The sequence below is a fragment of the Cyclobacterium xiamenense genome, from assembly GCF_042140265.1.
Classification (GTDB): domain Bacteria; phylum Bacteroidota; class Bacteroidia; order Cytophagales; family Cyclobacteriaceae; genus Cyclobacterium; species Cyclobacterium xiamenense_A.
This window is the reverse complement of record NZ_CP159481.1, coordinates 2820653-2838585: the sequence shown is the minus strand read 5'-3', so window position 1 is coordinate 2838585 and position 17933 is coordinate 2820653. Positions and strand designations below refer to the sequence as shown.

The 17933-nt window shown below is 49.0% G+C and carries 14 protein-coding genes and 1 pseudogene; 13 read left to right on the top strand and 2 right to left on the bottom strand.

All coding sequences use genetic code 11. The features are described from left to right. The first annotated feature begins 135 nt into the window (after positions 1 to 135). Positions 136 to 1338, top strand: coding sequence for a PmoA family protein (locus ABWH99_RS11860; protein WP_375586489.1), 1203 nt, complete (start codon positions 136 to 138; stop codon positions 1336 to 1338). Between the two features lie 44 nt (positions 1339 to 1382). On the opposite strand, the gene ABWH99_RS11855 is transcribed toward ABWH99_RS11860, so the two are convergent. Then, positions 1383 to 2258: a LamG-like jellyroll fold domain-containing protein gene (locus ABWH99_RS11855; RefSeq protein WP_375586488.1), complete on the bottom strand. Its 876-nt coding sequence runs from the start codon at positions 2256 to 2258 to the stop codon at positions 1383 to 1385. A 286-nt stretch (positions 2259 to 2544) separates the two neighbouring features. Here ABWH99_RS11855 and ABWH99_RS11850 point away from each other — a divergent pair, with 286 nt between their 5' ends. Both ABWH99_RS11850 and ABWH99_RS11845 read left to right on the top strand, forming a co-directional pair. Beyond that, the gene (locus ABWH99_RS11850) at positions 2545 to 4116 is read left to right on the top strand and encodes a sulfatase (protein WP_375586487.1); all 1572 of its coding nucleotides are present in this window, start codon (positions 2545 to 2547) and stop codon (positions 4114 to 4116) included. A gap of 18 nt (positions 4117 to 4134) precedes the next feature. Then, a complete protein-coding gene (locus ABWH99_RS11845; protein WP_375586486.1) occupies positions 4135 to 7959 on the top strand; it encodes a PVC-type heme-binding CxxCH protein in 3825 nt (1274 codons plus the stop codon). 7 nt (positions 7960 to 7966) lie between these two features. Here the strand turns inward: ABWH99_RS11845 and ABWH99_RS11840 are convergent, their stop codons facing one another. Next, a complete protein-coding gene (locus ABWH99_RS11840; protein WP_375586485.1) occupies positions 7967 to 8302 on the bottom strand; it encodes a hypothetical protein in 336 nt (111 codons plus the stop codon). Positions 8303 to 8795: 493 nt separating this feature from the next. Between ABWH99_RS11840 and pdeM the strand changes: the two genes are divergently transcribed. The 10 genes and pseudogenes from pdeM (at position 8796) to ABWH99_RS11790 (ending at position 17926) form a co-directional block, all read left to right on the top strand. Then, complete coding sequence (pdeM, locus tag ABWH99_RS11835) at positions 8796 to 9479, top strand: ligase-associated DNA damage response endonuclease PdeM (RefSeq protein ID WP_375586484.1); 684 nt, start codon at positions 8796 to 8798, stop codon at positions 9477 to 9479. A gap of 42 nt (positions 9480 to 9521) precedes the next feature. Next, on the top strand, positions 9522 to 10412 hold the full coding sequence (locus ABWH99_RS11830; RefSeq protein WP_375586483.1) for a cell division protein FtsX: 891 nt from the start codon (positions 9522 to 9524) through the stop codon (positions 10410 to 10412). A 4-nt stretch (positions 10413 to 10416) separates the two neighbouring features. Next, positions 10417 to 10623 (top strand): DUF3098 domain-containing protein, encoded by a 207-nt coding sequence (locus ABWH99_RS11825; protein WP_375586482.1) that lies wholly within the window; start codon positions 10417 to 10419, stop codon positions 10621 to 10623. After that, entirely contained in the window at positions 10623 to 11417 is a 795-nt protein-coding gene (locus tag ABWH99_RS11820) for an undecaprenyl-diphosphate phosphatase (protein WP_375586481.1), read from the top strand. The genes ABWH99_RS11825 and ABWH99_RS11820 overlap by 1 nt, the downstream gene beginning before the upstream one ends. Continuing rightward, positions 11417 to 12106 carry a tRNA pseudouridine(55) synthase TruB gene (gene truB / locus ABWH99_RS11815; RefSeq protein WP_375586480.1) on the top strand — a complete coding sequence of 230 codons (690 nt, stop codon included), beginning with the start codon at positions 11417 to 11419 and terminating at the stop codon, positions 12104 to 12106. Before ABWH99_RS11820 ends, truB begins: the two co-directional genes overlap by 1 nt. After that, a complete protein-coding gene (locus ABWH99_RS11810; RefSeq protein WP_375586479.1) occupies positions 12093 to 13046 on the top strand; it encodes a bifunctional riboflavin kinase/FAD synthetase in 954 nt (317 codons plus the stop codon). Before truB ends, ABWH99_RS11810 begins: the two co-directional genes overlap by 14 nt. Next, on the top strand, positions 13036 to 13734 hold the full coding sequence (locus ABWH99_RS11805; protein ID WP_375586478.1) for a CoA transferase subunit A: 699 nt from the start codon (positions 13036 to 13038) through the stop codon (positions 13732 to 13734). Before ABWH99_RS11810 ends, ABWH99_RS11805 begins: the two co-directional genes overlap by 11 nt. A gap of 6 nt (positions 13735 to 13740) precedes the next feature. After that, positions 13741 to 14402 (top strand): annotated as a pseudogene (locus ABWH99_RS11800) (3-oxoacid CoA-transferase subunit B). A 63-nt stretch (positions 14403 to 14465) separates the two neighbouring features. Further along, complete coding sequence (gene gldC, locus ABWH99_RS11795; RefSeq protein WP_375586477.1) at positions 14466 to 14810, top strand: gliding motility protein GldC; 345 nt, start codon at positions 14466 to 14468, stop codon at positions 14808 to 14810. Between the two features lie 227 nt (positions 14811 to 15037). Continuing rightward, the gene (locus tag ABWH99_RS11790; protein WP_375586476.1) at positions 15038 to 17926 is read left to right on the top strand and encodes a carboxypeptidase-like regulatory domain-containing protein; all 2889 of its coding nucleotides are present in this window, start codon (positions 15038 to 15040) and stop codon (positions 17924 to 17926) included. Positions 17927 to 17933 lie beyond the last annotated feature (7 nt).

Sequence of the window (17933 nt, the reverse complement as noted above, 5' to 3'; positions counted from 1 at the left end):
ATAAGCAATTTGAAAAATATTACCCGCAAAAACGGTGGTGCACCGGCTGTGCGGTAAAATAGTTCAGTGGTAAATTGGATTTTTACTAGTGCCTTCCGATCTTTCGTTTGCTTTCATCTGTCAAACTCCAAATGTATGGGAACCAATTACCTCTATCTCGCTCTTTTACTTCTCTCCCAAATTGCCTGCTCCTCTTCGCCAATCATGAGCATTTCCCTGGACGCGGGAGACCTGGATCGAAAAAATAGCCCCCTGCTAATTCCGCTGGATAGGGATTTGCCTGCTGGTAGCGACTACGAACTGATCAATGAGCAAACCGGTAAGTCTTATCCTGCTCAGATTTTATCCTCAGGGCACCTATTGGTACTGATTGACGAAATGCCCGCAGGCACGGTTGGTGATTTTGGGTTGCGCCAGACGCCAGGTACTGTGGAAAGCAGGGTCACGATTTCCCAAACTGACGAAGGCGTCGAACTCTCTGTAGCGGGAAAGCCCGTCCTTTTTTATCAGACATCCACCGCCTTTCCCCCAGAAGCACTACCGGATTACTACAAAAGAAGCGGCATGATTCACCCTCTTTACAGCCCAGAGGGGCAGGTGCTGACCGATGCATTTCCTGTTGGTCACACCCATCAGCACGCAGTTTTCAACGCTTGGGTCAATACCCGGTTCAAAGGGGAAAAGGTAGATTTCTGGAACCAACACCAGGAAACAGGAACCGTGGAACATGTCGACCTGCTACACCAGGAAGAAGGAGTAAACGCTGCAGTATTTGAAAGCCTACTGCGTCACATCAGCCTGAAACATGGAGAAGTACTGGAGGAAACCTGGAAGGTACAGGTATATCCCCTATCGGATTATTTCCTTTTCGACTTGTATTCCGAGCAGAAAAACACCAGTAGCGACACCTTATTTATTTTGGACTACCACTATGGCGGGATGGGGTTTCGGGGTAGCCGGGAGTGGAATTCGGTGGATTCGATGCATTATACAAATACATGGAACATCGAAACCTCGGAAGGCTTTACAGGGGAATCCGCCAACCATACCCACGCATCCTGGGTGACTGCATTTGGCGAGGTAGACGGGAAAACAGCAGGTGCTACGGTCTTTGGATTTCCTTCAAATTTCCGCTATCCGCAGGCGATTCGGGTGCACCCTACGATGCCTTATTGGGTCTATGCTCCCATGGTCGACGGAGAATTTACCATTGCACCCGGAGAAACCTTTACCAGCCACTTTCGGTATTACCTACATCAGGGACCACCTGACAAAGCCGTTATTGACCGCATAAACAACGATCTACTGAACCCGATACAGGCGCGCATTGAGGACTGAGGGTGGTTGAATAACCGAATCGTAAGCTCCCCCAACTAGCTTGGTCAGTGCGGCTGCATGGTCATCTGGTAAATTTCCCGCATCTCCGCCCCCGCTACTTCCCGATCGAATACGGCCAAGCCTCCAATGAGTCCATTGAAGAAATTTCCCATGCCTCCTTGTAATACCACTGCTCCAACCGTAAAATCCGACCCATTGTCTCCCAGGCCATCCGGAAAATAATACGGGTTCTTGGAGTGAACCAGCCCCTGGGGTACACCCGGGAATCCCTTCGTGTGGTTAATGGGCTCCGGAGGTCTTTCCTGAAATTCCCCGTCCAGATAAGATTTGATGAACAGTCCATCGTAGGTAAAGGCGATAAAGTGCCACTCACCTTGGGTGAGCTCCTGCTTACTGGCTGAGTAATCGCAACTGTAGGGAAAGGGTGGCGTGGGGCCGCCGGTGGCAGAAACGTGGCCGCAGACCTGGTTGGCCCCATTGTAGTGAGGCAAATCGACAAACAATCCGTACTGCCGTTTTCCTCCGTCGGTATATTCATTCCACATACCTCCCACAAAACCGGTTTTGCCGTACCACTTCACCCAGGCCATCACTGTAACCCCCTGCATCTTGCCATGAATATTCAGCGCTTCGGTACGATCGTGTGCAAGAGAAAAAAAAGATCGGTTGCCTAACCTTGCCGAAAAACCGGAGAGGGGGCCTTCGTCAACCCGAGGAATGGGCCCATGCTGCTCCGTTAACGGGAAGTCCCCTTTTCCTGTGGCCATTCGGGGCAGGCCGGCTGGTTCTCGAAAATCCCAAAGTGCAACCAGACCCGCCTTCCTGCTAAGGGCGGCTACGGAATTCTGCCTGCCCTTAACTTCAGTTGCCCAAACAATGAGAAATAAAATGAGGATTGAAGAAAATTTCTTAAGAATCATAAAGAAATGCGCTTTACGAACGTATGGATAATCGGCAAATTAACTGAAATTAGAAAGAATTACAGGAAAGCCGCGGCAAAATCGGTGGCAAATCTCCCCACTGCACCAGGACACCTGGCACAGGTAAGGGTCTGGATGTCAAAAAACACCATTCATTTTGTCATACACCTGCCCCATTTGCTTCCGTCAAATTTCATTGTCAAAAGAAATATATCTATCTTGTTTGGCCGTCAATTATTGGGCACTAAATCCAAACGAAACCCTATTACTCTGATTCAACCGAATAATGAAACCGATCCATTTATCCTCCTTTAGTCGCTTACTTCCCTTATTTTTCGCTGCTCTTTTTTCCTTTTCCTGCGCTGAAAAAGGTACCGGCAGCGCATCGGAACCGCAGCCACCGAATATAGTATTCATATTTTCCGATGACCATGCGTTTCAAGCCATTAGTGCCTACGAACACCAACTCGCTGGTTTTGCCCCCACGCCGAATATCGACCGGATTGCAAAAAATGGCATGCGGTTCGATCGGGCTTATGTCACAAATTCCATTTGTGCTCCCTCCAGAGCCACCGTTTTGACCGGAGCTCACAGTCATGTAAACGGTCACCGGACCAACGGCGACATATTTGATGGCGAACAAATTACCTTTCCGAAACTCCTCCGAGAAAATGGATATACCACGGCACTCATTGGGAAATGGCACCTTCGGTCAAAGCCTACTGGTTTTGATCATTGGGAAATTCTGCCGGGACAAGGCCACTATTATAATCCAGATTTTATTTCCGAGACCGATACAGGTGCGGTTGAAGGGTATGTATCCGACTTGATTACGGATAAATCCCTCGCCTGGCTGGAAGCCAATAAGGGTAGCGGAAAGCCATTTATGCTTATGCTTCAGCACAAAGCTCCCCACCGGGAATGGGAGAAAGGACCGGATCACCTGAACCTTTACGAGGACGTGGAATTCCCCGAGCCACCCAACCTGTTTGACGATTACAACAACCGGGGAACCGCTGCCAAAGAGCAGGACATGACCATACGAGAGACCATGCAGTTGGACTCCGATTTAAAGATATGGACCGAAGAAAACATAAATAAGGGCAGCTATAACCGCACCTACGGGCGCATGAACGATACGCAACGAGCAGCCTGGGATGCCGTCTATGATCCCATCATTGCAGAATTCCAAGAGAAAGAATTAAAAGGCGAAGAGCTGGTTCGTTGGAAATACCAACGGTACATGCGGGATTACCTGGCCACCATACGTTCCGTCGATGACAATGTGGGCCGGGTGTTGGATTACCTCAAAGCAAATGGTCTGGAAGAAAATACGCTGGTCGTATACACCTCAGACCAGGGTTTTTACCTGGGAGAGCATGGCTGGTTTGACAAACGTTTCATGTACGAAGAATCCTTCCGCACTCCATTACTGATGCAGTGGCCGGGAGAGATTCCCGAAGCCTCCGTAAACAGCGATCTGGTCTCTAACCTCGACTTTGCCCAAACCTTTTTGGATGTAGCAGGAGTCAAGGCTCCTGACCGCATGCAAGGGAGGAGCCTTCTTCCACTGATGCGGGGCAAAACACCCGAGAGTTGGCGGGATTACCTCTATTATCACTACTACGAATTTCCAGCGGTGCACAGTGTAAACAAACACGAAGGGATAACCGGCGAACGTTACAAGCTCATTCACTTTTACGAATTGGACGAGTGGGAGATGTACGACCTGGAAAACGACCCCATGGAGATGAATAACGTTTACAACCACCCCGAATACGATTCCATACAGGCCTCGATGATGGATCGATTCAAGCGCATAAAAAGGCAATACGGAGTAATTCATCCCCGAAATTAACCCTAACTCCCGCAGCTCATGAAAAAGCTTTTGATCCTTGTTTTCCCGCTAGTCCTGTGGGGCTGTGGAGGAGGAAAGGGCGTAGAAAAACATCAGGTTACGGAAGGCCCTGTTACGCTTCTAATCGTTCGCGATGATGCAAGCGATCGGCTGCGGGTACTAAGAAAGGACTTCCCGGACACGCCCTTATTGGTTCAGGAAGCGCAAGAGGGATTTAGACCCTACATTCACCCGATCCATTCTCCAGATGGAAATGGAATTTTAACCGAATATAGTCCCGGGCACCACAGGCACCAAACGGGCCTGTATTGGGGGTTTACGAGGATAAACGAGCGGGATTTCTTTCATCACCCGGAGGAAAGTCATTGGAAGAAAGTCGCAGCGAATGTCCTCCAGGAAGAGGGGAAAATAGTTAAGTGGCAGACCGTATACGAATTGCTTGACAGTCTTGGAAACGCCATCCTTACCGAAACCCAAAACTGGTCTTTGCAGCTGGAAAACGAAAGGTATTTTTTGGATCTGGAATGGCAGGGGCGCGCAGAGGAGGCAGTTACCATTGGTAAATACGACTACGGAGGACTATTTCTTCGGATGCCCTGGCGGAAAGGAATGGAAGCCGAAGTAGTCAATACCGCGCGGCAGAAAAACGAGCTTGCTGAGGGGCAACCCTCTATGTGGTTAAACATCGGGATGCAGGTAGAAGGACGTGAAGATCCGGCAAATGTGGCACTATTTGATCATCCGGACAATAAAGGATACCCGCAAAAATGGCGCGTCGATGGGCAATTCGGAGTAGGTCCGGCTTACACCCGCGATGCAGACTGGAGCCTTCCTGCCGGGGAAACGCTGATACTGAAACACCGACTGTTGTTTTATACCGATGAATTTGATGACCTGGCCTTAACAGAGGCCTGGGGAGAATATGTGGGCAATACAGGCATGTACAATACTACTGCCCTTTGGCGAATTGCTCAGGAAGAAGGGAAAAAAGCTAAGTTTCTTTCACCCGAAGAAGCTGTGGAAGAGATGACCGTAAAAGAGGGCTATCGTGTCGACGTATTTGCCTCCGAGCCCATGATAACTCAACCCATGGCTTTTTGTTGGGACGACAAAGGCCGCCTTTGGGCGGCAGAAAACAGGGATTACGAATCCCGAGGACACGGTTTCTCAGAGGCCGGCGATAGCCGGATATTGATTTTGGAAGATACGGATGGGGATGGAAAAGCCGACCTTAAAAAGGTTTTTATGGAGGGGCTGGCCTTTCCGGCAGCACTGGCCGTAGGGTTCGACGGGGTATTTGTCGGTGCGCCGCCTAATTTATTGTTTATCCCAGACCGGGATCAGGACGACCGCGCAGATAAGGATTCCATCGAAGTCCTGCTGACCGGTTGGGGTATCCGGGACCGGCACGAAACCTTAAACAGCCTGCATTGGGGTCCCGATGGCTGGCTGTATGGGCTGCAGGGATTTGCCACTCCCTCTAAAATCCGAAAACCCTCCGAAAAAGAAAAAAACAAACTGTATTACCACAAAGATCCCTTTCCGAAAAACTTGCTGGACGCACCGGGTGTAGCTATCAACGGCGGTGTCTGGCGATATCATCCCGTCAAGCAGAAGTTTGAGGTGGTGGCGCATGGGTTCAGCAATCCCTGGGGCATTGACTACGATCCAAAAGGTCAGTGGATCATGACCGCCTGTGTGATTCCCCACCTTTGGCACGTGGTGCAGGGAGGGATTTATCACCGGCAAGGGGGAAAGCATTTCAACCCCTATGTCTACGAGGATATCAAAACCATCACCGATCATAGCCACCGATCGGCCCATGGGGGGGCGAGGATTTATCAGTCCGATGCCTTTCCAGAGGAAGAATGGGGAAGGGTATTTATGGCCAATATCCATGAACATGCCGTACTCACGGACGAGCTCGTTCCAAACGGATCGGGATTTACGGGCAAACATGCGGACGATTTTTTATTGGCAAACAATGCCCAATGGGTGGGTTTTAGCATGGAAATCGGTCCCGACGGTGGTGTGTATGTATTGGATTGGCACGATGCCGATATTTGCGGACAGGAAGTGTTGCACAGCGAAACCGGTCGCGTATTTCGAATCATGCCCGACCAAACGAATGCAGAAGACTGGGAAGGGCGGTACGGCGATTTAAATTCCCTTTCAGATGCTGCCTTGGTACAGCTACAAACCAGTAAGAGCGATTGGCATTCCAGAAGGGCGCGGGGAATCCTGCACAAACGAGCCGTACAGCAGAAACTACAACAAAATACGGTGTCCCTGCTGAAAACGATTTTTCACCACCACGAGAATGGCAATTACAGACTGAGGGCCCTTTGGGCCTTGCATCAAGTGGACGGATGGCAGGAGCATGAACGCATGGCGCTGCTGGATGACGCCGATCCTTACGTGCGGGCATGGGCGGTCCAATTACTTTGCGAGGATCAAAATCCTCCCCAAGCGGCAAAAAACCGCTTCATCCAATTGGCCAGGGAAGACCCTTCTGCAACCGTCCGATTGTATCTTGCCGCTGCATTGCAGCGTATCCCGGAGGACTGGAAATGGGACCTTTCGGCTGCATTGATGCGTCGGGAAGAAGACCGAGAGGATCATAACCTACCGAAAATGATCTGGTTCGGGACAGAATACCTGATTGATAAAAACCCTGATCGGTTCCTGGCCATGGCCGAAGAATCTGCATCACCACTACTTACCCGATTCATGGCCCGAAGGGCCGTAGATGGGGATTACCTGGATGAATTGGTGACGCGGATTGAGCTGGCGGAACAAAATAAGACGGAACTCCTGGCGGGTATGTTGCAGGGAATGGAGGGCAGAACCGATCTTTCCCCTCCGCAACGCTGGCAGGAAATCGTCGAAAAACTCAAGGGATCGGGCGAAACTAGCCGACTCGTGGCGGAGGTCAGTGCGCTATTTGGAGACGCAGTAGCCACCCAGGAGGCGCTAAACCGGCTCAAAGACCCTGCAGTTTCCGAACCGGAGAGAATCAGCGCTCTTCAACGGCTCGCCGCACAGCAAAAGGCGGAACTGCTGCCACTCTTGCCCTCCCTGTTGAACGAAAATTCCCTGCGCTTGGAAGCCATACGCGCCGTGGCTGCATTTTCCAAAGCAGATCTCGGAGCAGCGCTACTAAAAGCCTACCCGACAGCTACCGCGGAAGAAAAGGTAGCCATCCTGCAAAGCCTGTCCTCTCGTTCTCTCTACGGAAACCAATTATTGGACGAAATAAAAGCAGGAAACATCGCCAGGAAGGAAATCCCGGTTACGCTGGCCAGGCAATTGCACCGGGTTATTGGCAGCGGATTTGTCGAGGTCTGGGGGCCGATAGAGCACGTTCCCAGCGACAAAGCAGCCTACGCCTACTACCGAGACCTGTTTACCAGGGAAGCCCTGTCCTCCGCAAATCTGCGGGAAGGCAAACGAGTGTTTACGCAATCTTGTAGTAGCTGTCACAAACTGTTCGGGGAAGGGGCGGACATCGGTCCCGATCTGACGGGATCCAATCGGCAAGACCCCGATTATATCCTGTTAAATGTGTTGGAACCCAGTGCGGAAATTCAGGACGCCTATCGCCTGGTGGTCATCACTACCGTAGATGGCCGTACCTACACCGGCAATGTGGTGGGGGAAACGGCCCGGCAACTGACACTCAAAGTGGCGGGCCAGGGTTCGGTTCTGATCAATAAATCGGCGATTCAAAACAAAGAGGTTACCGATGTTTCGCTGATGCCACCGGGTTTGTTTGAGCCCCTAACCAATCAGGAAGTGATTAACCTGATGGCCTACCTGCAAACTCAAAAGCAAATCGATTAGCCCATCTCTACCAAAACCGCATCCGTGCACCCAGACCATGAGCAATACCGTGATTCCATTTGGGAGCGGTCGTCTCCCAAGTTGGCTGCGCACCGAAATACCTGCCCAGATCGTACTGAAATCGGTAATAAAGTGCCAAATACTTATTGAATTCAACGGTCAAGCCAGCATTGGGAGAAAGCATACCACGGGTATACAGCTGCGTGCGAGTATGTAGCGAGGCCAGCATTTGCTGATTGGATTGAAGGGAGGCAAAGGAGAACCCCGCGGACGCTCCGTAATAAAAAGTGAGTACATCGCTGCAATACACGTCGTACCGAAAGGTGGCCGTTGTTTCTGACAAGTTGTTGAAATTGACCTGGGCCCGCTTCACTGTCGGAGTTCCTGCGAAAGATTCCCAAATTGGCTCCCCATGCGATCCTATCGGCAGAAAAAGGGGGCTGCTCCAGCCTTGCGGCGCTCAGCTCGACCCCAAAAACCGGCTCATGGTTCCGTCGCTGGGCACCAAAGAGTTGTTTGTGCGCAATTCCTCCACTGAGTTCGAGTTCCTGGGAATTCGCCATTGGAATGCACCAAAGCAACGTAAACAACCAGGTAATTGAGACATGTTTCATGCGATAGACGAATTAATTTTCTCTCGTATAGCCTGTAAAACCGGTAGGTATTGGTGATCGGTTTCCGGGGTGCGCGCAACTTTTATACCAAAACTCGATTTCATTCGGGGATACCCGTCCAGGGAAACCCGCCTGGAAGTGGTAAAAAATGTTGATGTTGTGCCCGTACAGTTTTCTTTCCTCTGTATTCACCGTACCTTTGAGTCCTTATATGACATTCCCTTGACGAGTACGACAAAAGAAAAATATGTTTGGCATTGGCAGGATACGCCTTTGTTTTTTTTAAAGGAAAAAGCCCTTTGGCTGGAAGAAGAGAAGAGCCTTTTGGTGGCGGACACCCATTTTGGAAAAGCCGGCCATTTTCGTAAATCCGGAATCCCCATCCCGGAAACGGTTCATGGCCAAGACTTTATCCGTATGCAGCAGTTGATTGATACCTACGGGCCGGCACGATTTCTGTTTTTAGGCGATTTATTTCACAGCGAACACAATCAATCCTGGGAGCAGTTGTTGCAATTCATCGAATCCAACGAAACGGTATCCTTTCATCTGGTTAAAGGGAACCACGATATTTTGCCCCAACGGGTATACGAAAACAGTCGGTTTCGCATTCACGAAGAAACGCTGACATTGGGGAAGCTACTGCTGAGCCACGAACCCCTTTCCCGAATTCCAATGGGCTATCTCAATGTATGCGGGCACCTGCATCCCGGGGTGGTGATTCGTGGAAAAAGCCGGCAACGCATCACCTTGCCCTGCTTTTTTTACCGAAAAAATTGCCTGGTCCTACCTGCGTTTGGGAGGTTTACCGGTTTGATGAAAATTCCTCAAGAGGATGCAGCTTGCATCGTGGTTACTACTTCCGATGCAGTGATTCCAATCAAATTAAAAAATAAGGTTGGTTAAGTTAATATCCCTGATTAATTTTGATTCGAATACCCAAGGCCAATGAGCGAAAAACAACGGAAAAAAACCAGACTGGGAAGTTATAAGTTTGTAAGCGTGCTTTTCAGCATCACACTCTCCTTGTTAATGATAGGAATTTTTGGTGTGGTATTGATCCAGGCAAAAATGCTGACACGTCTGATACGCGAAAACATCGAAGTTCAGGTATTCCTATCTAAAAACCTAAACGAGTCGGAGGTTAACCGATTGCTTGAGCAAGTGGAAGAAAAGCCTTATGTAGTAAAAAAAGAGGCAGGCTCCGCCTTGCTTTTTACCTCCAGAGAGGAGGCAGCAAAGCTTTTTATGGAAGAGATAGGCGAAGATTTTACGGAATTTCTCGACGAAAATCCGCTAAGGGATTCCTTCACTTTTTCGATCAATGAGGAATTCCAGACCGAGGAATCAATCGCTTCGATGGTAGACGAATTGGAACAGCTACCGGGGGTGTTTGAAGTGACCTATATGCAAGACATGGTCACAGCCATCAACGAGAATTTATTGAAGGTCAGCCTGGTTTTGGGTACAATGATTTTTATATTGCTGTTTACGGTAATGATTCTGGTCAGCAATACGATAAAATTGGCGTTGTTTTCGCAGCGGTTCCTGATCCGAAGCATGCAGTTGGTAGGTGCGACCAAAGGCTTCATACGGCGCCCTTTTCTATGGCGTTCGTTCTTTTTTGGTACCCTTGCAGGGGTCATTGCCTCTGTTATCATTTTCTCACTGCTCGCCTATGGTAGAAATTTCATTGAAGGATTTCAGTTGTTGTACGACACCGAATTGCTGGCACTTCTTTTCGGTAGCCTGATTCTACTCGGGGCCTTGTTATCCTGGTTGAGTACCTTCCGATCCATCAATAAGTACCTGAACATGTCCCTGGACGAACTATACTGACATTATGAAAGATAGCAAACTACCTTTTACGAAGAAAAATTACCAGTTAATGTTGACAGGCATTGCGATCATCGTGATCGGCTTTGTCCTTATCGGCATGGATCGGCAGCCACATGGTTTTGGCATCATGGGCCTAACGATCGGTCCTTTGGTGGTGTTGCTGGGATTCCTTTTTCAATTTTACGCCATATTTTATAAAAAAACGAGTTAATGACATTCTTTGAAGCAGTAATACTGGGTATCGTTCAGGGGCTGACAGAATTTTTACCTGTTTCTTCCAGTGGCCATTTAGAGATCGCTTCGGCGCTTCTCAACGGAAATTCCTTACCTGAGGAGAGTTTGCTATTTACCGTAGTGGTGCATTTTGCGACCGCTTTGAGTACCATTGTGGTCTTTCGAAAGGATGTATATGACATCGTAAGAGGCCTTTTTCAATTTAAAAACAACGAAGAAAGCCAGTTTTCGATCAAAATAATCTTATCCATGATTCCAGCGGTGGTCATCGGCCTTTTTTTTGAGGAAGAATTGGAACAACTATTCGGAGGGAAAGTAGTATTTGTAGGTTTTATGCTGCTCATTACGGCCTTACTTTTGTTTCTTGCCGATCGGGCTACCAGCACAGGTAAGCCGGTTTCCTATTTTCATGCCCTGGTGATCGGTCTGGCGCAGGCCTTCGCCATGTTGCCGGGGATCTCCCGGTCCGGCGCGACCATATCTACCTCCGTTTTGTTGGGAATTGACAAAAATCGGGCTGCCAGGTTTTCGTTTTTGATGGTAGTACCGCTCATCCTGGGCAAAATCGGGAAAGACATTCTGGATGGGGCCCTGAGTTACCAGAACGAGCAATTTGGCACCATGGTAGTTGCTTTTCTCGCAGCATTCTTTGCCGGACTGGTTGCCTGCACCTGGATGATTCAATTGGTTAGAAGAAGCAAACTTCGCTACTTTTCTGTCTATTGCACCATCGCAGGCCTACTGGCCATTCTTTCCGGTTGGATACTCTGATGGCGCCGCATGAACAGGCATATGGGGAGGTTTTTTTAGTTAATAAACCGTATCGATGGACCTCTTTCGACGTGGTAAAAAAACTTCGAAATGCCCTAAAGGTCAAAAAAATAGGACACGCAGGTACACTTGACCCCCTGGCGACCGGTCTACTGATCATCTGTGCGGGGAAAGAAACAAAAAACATTGAACACTACCAGGCCCAGGAAAAGGAGTACGAAGGTAGCTTCGTCTTAGGAAAAACCACCGATTCCTACGACTTGGAGCAGGAAATTAGGGATGTATCCGACCCATCGTTCCTAACTGAAACAGCTATCATACAAGCAGCTCAATCGCTGACTGGCGACATTCTACAAGTTCCGCCCGCCCACTCGGCTATAAAGAAGGATGGAAAAAGGGTATACGAGTCGGCGAGAAAAGGCATCACGGTTCATCTGGATGCCCGCCCGGTTACCGTAAATAGTTTCGTTATTACGAAGATATGCTTGCCGGAAATTCAGTTTCACATTCGCTGTTCCAAAGGCACCTACATCCGTAGTCTGGCACGTGACATCGGCGAACTGCTCGGTGTAGGAGCGTATTTGTCCGCATTAAAGCGAACGGCAATAGGGGATTTCCGGCTTGAGAATGCCTGGGAATTGGACGATTTGATCGATAAAATCTACAAGAAGCGAAATGAAGATTTATAGATCTCTTGAGGATGTGCCGAAAATAAACCGACCGGTCGTTACAATTGGTACCTTCGACGGCGTGCATCTCGGCCATCAGAAGATACTCGAACGGATTACCCGGATTGCCGGTAGCTCCGGGGGGGAAACAGTTTTGATAACTTTCTGGCCGCATCCCCGGATGGTCTTGTTTCCGGAGGAACATGGGGTACGGTTGTTAAACACGTTTGACGAGAAAACCAGGTTACTTGCCTCTTTTGGTGTGGATCATCTGGTGCGCATTCCTTTTACACGTGCTTTTTCCGAAATGCCCTCCGAAGACTTTATCCGATCTGTACTTGTCGAGAAAATCCAAACCAGCATTCTGGTCATCGGCTACGATCACCGATTTGGAAAAGACCGGGAAGGGAGCTTTGCCCACCTGAAAGCCAGACAGGCGGAATACAATTTTGAGCTTGAAGAAATCCCCCGGGAGGACATTGACAATGTAGGTATTAGTAGCACAAAGATCCGAGAAGCACTGGAAGCAGGAGATATCACCAGCGCCAACGAATTTTTGGGAAGAGCCTATACCCTGGAAGGAACAGTGGTGGAAGGGGACAAAATCGGCCGCACCATCGGGTTTCCAACGGCCAACATCCAGGTAGCAGAACCGGACAAGCTCATCCCGATGGATGGCGCATACATCGTTCAAGTACGATTGGGAAACAAGTTACTGGACGGCATTCTCAATATTGGAAAGCGCCCAACGGTTTCGGGAGGAACGAAAAAGATTGAAGTAAACCTCCTCGATTTTGACGGTATCCTTTACGGGGAAAGTCTCGAGGTGGCCTTTCTTGAATTTTTGAGACCGGAAAAAAAATTCGGAAATTTAGATGAATTAAAAGAGCAATTGGAAAAAGACCGGCAGCAAGCCCTGGCCTTTTTCGGAACGGCTAAAAATAGAGGGAATGATAACTAAACAGGTAGCGAATGCTGCGGATGCAATCCAGGACATAGCCGACGAAGCCGTACTCCTTCTTGGAGGATTTGGTTTGTGCGGCATTCCGGAAGCAACGATTCAGGCATTATTGGATCGGAATCCAACCGGATTAACCTGCATTTCAAATAATGCCGGGGTGGACGATTTTGGCGTGGGGCTCTTACTGAAGCAAAAAATGGTGAAAAAACTGATTGCCAGCTACGTGGGTGAAAACGAAGAATTTGAATACCAATACAAAGCCGGAGCATTAGAGCTGGAACTCATCCCCCAGGGCACGCTGGCAGAACGAATCCGGGCGGGAGGAGCCGGTATTCCGGCATTTTTCACCCCTGCCGGCATAGGGTCGCAATTGGCGGAAGGAAAAGAGATTCGCGAATTTGATGGTAGACTGTATTTGCTGGAGCGATGGATAAAAGCCGATTTTGCACTGATCAAAGCCTGGAAAGGGGATACCGCTGGCAATTTGATCTACCGAGGCACGGCCAGAAACTTTAACCCCCTGATGGCAGCCGCTGGAAAAATAACCATCGCAGAAGTTGAACAGTTGGTTCCGGCAGGCGAGTTGGACCCGAATCAAATTCATACGCCTGGCATCTACGTACAGCGGATCTTTCAGGGAAACAACTACGAAAAGCGAATCGAAAAAACTACCACCTCCCCAGAATAACCGCCTATGCTAACCAAAGAACAGATCGCGCAACGAATCGCCAGAGAAATTAAAGATGGTCAATACATCAATCTGGGAATCGGCATCCCTACACTGGTAGCCAACTATATCCCTAACCACCTCCAAGTAGTCCTTCAATCGGAAAATGGGCTATTGGGTATCGGCCCGTACCCAAAAAAGCAGCCATGGACCCCGATTTGGTGAATGCGGGTAAGGAAACCGTGTCCATGGTGAAAGGTTCCTCACTCTTTGATTCGGCCGAAGCCTTTGCCATGATTCGAGGTGGCCATATCGATGTGGCGATTTTGGGGGCGCTGGAATTATCTGAAAACGGCGATATCAGCAACTGGAAGATTTCTTCCGGCCTGATCAAAGGGGTTGGCGGTGCCCTGGATTTGGTCGCCTCCAATGCAACCCTTTTCGTGGCCATGCGCCATTGCCATAAGGACGGAAGTTCTAAGCTAAAAAAACAATGTGAATTTCCCGTTACAGGAATTCGTTGTGTGCATAAAATTTTTACCGACCTCGGAGTTTTTTCCATTCTTCCCGAAGGAGGATTTAAACTATTGGAAAAAGCTCCCGGCGTTGCGCTGGATGAAATCCGGAATAAAACCGAAGGAAGGTTGGTCATTAAAGGAGAAATTCCGGAAATGACCGGGTTTGAATGAGGAGAATAGCCGAATTTCCCGTTTTGTTTGTTAGTTTTGCGTCCTGAAAAACTGATACCAAAAATGAAAAAGTCGGAAATAAAATTCTCCGTTACGCTGGACGAACAAAACCTACCAAAAAGCATTGAATGGGATGCTTCGGACAAGGAGACCGAGGGGTTGGAATCCACCCGTAGCATCAGCCTGAACGTTTGGGACAACCTCAACCAAAGTACGTTACGCATCGATCTGTGGACCAATGACATGTCGGTGGCAGAAATGAAACGGTTTTACATCGACATTTTGGGAGGGATGGGACAAACCATTCTGAACAGCACGGGAGACGAATACTATGCAGAAGAAATAAAATCCCTTTGCGACAGACTCGTTACCCACGTAAACGAAGAAAACAAAAACCAAAAAAAATAAAACCTGCAACAAAAATACCCTTACTTTCGTTTTGAATGGTGAGTTTTTTGAATGTGTTTCTGAAGGGAAATCGACGTTTGATCTCTTTGGGTAATGGTACGGCTCGTACGCACAATCGTTTTCAGAGTAACTCTACCTGAGGATCGGGGCCACGGAAATAGTAGCCGAGAAGTCCCATTTGGAGGTGTTCGTTGCATGTATTTTGGTTGACCTTTAGCTATAAAAAAATGGTAGTATCCTCTAAATTGCTCGTATCCGCTGTTCTGATATGGATTTGTCTGACGGGCAGCGAGCAGATCTCTGCGAGAGCCCAACAAATAACCGAAATATCCGGTCGGGTCACAGAATCTGACTCAAATACGCCGTTAATTGGCGTCAACATCCTTGTCAAGGGAAAAGTAATTGGAACCATTACAGATCTGGACGGGAATTTTAGCCTGCAGGTCAGCCAGGCTCCGCCACTTTCACTTATCTTTTCCATGATTGGCTTTGCCAGCAAAGAGGTGGAAATTACCGAATCCCGCCAAACCAACCTGCAAGTTAGCCTGGAAGAACAAAGCCTACTGGGCCAGGAAATCGTGGTCTCCGCGTCCCGGGTGGAAGAAAGCATCCTGCAATCACCCGTTTCCATTGAAAAAATGGATATTCTTGATATTCGGGAGGCGGCAAGCGACACCTATTACAAATCCATCGCCAATTTAAAAGGTGTAGACGTCACCAGTACCTCTATCAATTTCCAAATAGTAAATGCCCGGGGTTTTAATTCTACGGGAAATACCCGGTTTGTCCAGTTAATAGACGGCATGGATACCCAGGCACCCTCCCTAAATTTCCCGATTGGCAACCTGAACGGCCCTTCTGAATTGGATGTGGAAAGCGTAGAATTTATCCCAGGAGCCGCTTCGGCATTGTATGGACCTAACGCCTTCAACGGGATGTTGCTGATCAAAAGCAAAAGCCCTTTTGAATACCAGGGATTAAGCGCGTCCTACAAACAGGGGTTGAATCACATCAATGGCCTACCGGGCGAACCGGGTGCGCCCCAACCGATGTTTGAAGGTGCCATTCGGTACGCGCACGCTTTTTCCAATAAATTAGCGTTTAAGGTGAGTGGTTCATTCATGGAAGCCGAAGACTGGTACGGAACCGACCAGACGGATCTCAACCAGACAGCTCAGGGGGGATTGCCCGTTAATCCAGGAGAAAATCGGGTACACGTATTTGGAGACGAGGTGGCCAATAACATTGGATTGTTGCGAAACGTGGGCGCGATACAACAGCAGGCGGCGCTATTGGGTTTAGGCGGCTATATTGGCAGCATTCCCGATCAGGTGGTTTCGCGGACCGGGTACGATGAACGCGAACTCGTGGACTACGGAGCCAAAAATTACAAAGTAAGTGGTGCCGTGCATTACCGGGTAAACGACCAGGCAGAGCTTTCCTACACCCTGAATTACGGCGCTGGCACTTCGGTGTATACAGGGGCACAACGGTATTCATTGAATAATTTTTCCATCACACAGCACAAACTGGAGCTGAAAGCGGATAACTATTTTGTAAGAGGCTATACCACCCGCGGAAACTCAGGCGATTCCTACATTGCCGATCTTACAGGGGTGAATATAAACGATCGATGGAAGGGAAATTCGCAGTGGTTTGGCGAATACGCACTGAATTACATGGGCGCCCTGGCGCTTCAACAGGTAGCCCCGGGTTCCCTCGGAACCATCGCTCAACAAGCGGAAGCGCATCGATTTGCCCGCACACAAGCAGACCAGGGGCGCTTGCTTCCCGGCAGTGCTGAATTTAATCAGGCGGAGACCGATATTCGAAGGGATTTCATTCCACAGGGCTCCTTGTTCAACGACCGGTCCCGTATGTACATGATGGAAGGCCAATACGATTTCAAGAATGAAATAGACTTTTTGGACCTACAGGCCGGCGCTTCCTACCGGGTCTATGACTTGCGTTCGAACGGGACCATTTTTGCTGACGTAGAAGGAAATAACATTTCGGTTTCCGAAATCGGTGCCTATGCGCAGGCTTCCAAACGCTTCGTTGAAGATAAGCTTAAAGTGACCGGTTCGGTGCGGTATGACAAAAACGAAAATTTTGACGGGCAGTTTAGCCCCCGGATCTCAGGGGTGTACACGGAGGGTAATAGCAATTTCCGGATTTCGTACCAAACCGGATTTCGGATGCCTTCTACCCAGGCCCAACACATCGATTTGAACGTTGTATCTGCCCGATTGATAGCAGGATTGCCCTACTATCGGGAAAAATATGCCGTCTTTGAAAATGCTTTTTCATTGACCTCTGTGCAGCGGTACACCGAAGCAGTAGCGGCTGGCGCCAGTCCTGTGGCAGCCTCGGCTACAGATTTGCTAGAGCAGGTGACAGATTTGCCGGCATTAAGACCCGAACATGTAAACTCAATCGAAGGAGGATACAAAGGGCTATTGGCAAATAACCGGCTATTGGTCGATATGGCCTACTATTACAACATTTACAGTGACTTTATCTCTCAAACTGCCGTTCGGAAGGCTCCCGGACCCGTATTCCCCGGTGCTGCCCCTACTTCGGACCAGGGAGCGATCAATGCCATCAACGCTCCTACCCTACTGACTCCGGTAACCATACCCGGACAGGAAAACACCTTTCAGACGTACACAAACATCGTGGACCGGACAGTCCGGGCCCATGGTTTGGCACTTGGATTGACTTATTCCCTGCCGAAGAACTTTACTATCGGAGGAAATTACAATTTCAATAAGCTGCTGACTGATTTTGAAGAGGGTTTTCTTTCCGAGTTCAATACGCCGGAACACAAGGCTAATTTGATTTTTGGTAACCGCAAGCTGACGGAAAAGATCGGTTTTAACCTGGCCTATCGGTACCAAACGGCGTTCCGTTGGGAGTCGTCCTTTGCGCAGGGTAACGTGCCGGCCGTACACAACCTCGATGCTCAGGTATCTTACCGCTTGAAGCCCTTGCAAACCATCGTTAAATTGGGCGGCTCCAATGTGTTAAACAACCGGTATTTCCTCAATTTTGGAGGACCCAATCTGGGAGCCATTTATTACGTATCGCTTACCTTTGATGAATTGCTCAATTAAACCAGTA